The sequence below is a fragment of the Bacillus sp. AP50 genome, assembly GCF_040492675.1.
GTDB classification, from domain to species: domain Bacteria; phylum Bacillota; class Bacilli; order Bacillales; family Bacillaceae_G; genus Bacillus_A; species Bacillus_A cereus.
The window spans coordinates 1-1,242 of record NZ_JBEUTW010000042.1 but is presented as its reverse complement, the minus strand read 5'-3'; the positions used below and the strand labels follow the sequence as shown (position 1 = coordinate 1,242).

The following is a 1,242-nucleotide window of genomic DNA, read 5'->3' as shown; positions in this document are numbered from 1 at the left end:
GTGTTTATCTGAGATTAAAAAAACTACATTAATTGATATGGGAATTTTATTACATTACATGATTTTCAATGAAAAGTTAGATGTAGATATTGTCTTGGAAAAAAATAAAGTACTAGAGGAAACTCCTAATAAAAATGTGAAACCTGATTTATATATTTTAAAACGTCGACAAAACAAACCTAAAACGCACAATATGGCATTAGTAAATGATTTCTTTTCGACTATCAAAGAAGGAAATAAAAAAAAGTTAATACAGTATATGTATGCGGTTTCGCAAGAAGATGTTGAACTTATGCTAGTAGAGGATCCGCTCAGGAATCAAAAAAACCTTGGAATTATTGCGATTACCTTAGCCACTCGATATGCAATAGAAGGAAATCTGCCACCAGATATTGCTTTTGCCCATAGTATTTTATATATACAAACCCTAGAACAATTAGATAATGTAGAATCTGTAAAGCGATTATCAGGGGACGCTTTACGTACCTTTGCAGATCGTGTGAAAGAATACAATGCAAAAAAGTATTCTTACGCGGTTACTACATGTATAAAACATATTAATAAAAATGTTTACGATGGAATATCTCTGAATGAACTTGCTAATCATTTAGAAATTACGCCTACTTATCTGTCTAAACTATTTAAAAAAGAAATGGGAATTACTTTAAGCGAATATATTCAAAGGGAACGAGTGGAAGAAGCAAAGAAATTATTAACCCTCACTACTTATTCGTTATCAGATATCTGTGCTTGGCTTAACTTTAATGACCAAAGTTATTTTATAAGAGTTTTCAAAAAAATCACTAGCATGACTCCTAGGCAGTACCGTGAAAAATATACAATAATATAAGCTTGTTATTTGCTGTCTCCAATGTAAAGACTTAAACATGGGTGTAAGTATCCCAAAAGATGAAAATACTGGACTTATTACTCTAGAAAGAGTTTGTGATTTGTCTAGAAAAAGAACTTGTATTCAAATAGACGTATGAGATTAACCAGATATTATCTTGTTAGCGGAACAGTTTCAATTTTTAGGAGTTAGAAAAATAATGGAGAAACAAAGTATATCTATTTTTTTAATAACAATCATGTGCTGAATTTATCCCGCTATTTGCCGGGCAGTAAGACCTCCATCTAAAAATTCAGCGAAAGCAAAGAAGTTAGGTGGGGGGCGGGCTGCCCGTAAAAGCCCGATTGGTGTGGGCTAATAATCAGTGGGGATGAACAAAACCCCCACTGATT

The 1,242-nt window shown here is 32.7% G+C and carries 1 protein-coding gene; it reads left to right on the top strand.

What is annotated here, in order from left to right; genetic code table 11:
- Window positions 1–850, top strand: an 850-nt coding sequence (locus ABWK52_RS05225) for an AraC family transcriptional regulator (protein WP_353771884.1), incomplete at its 5' end; no start/stop codon positions are given.
- Window positions 851–1,242: the final 392 nt, after the last annotated feature.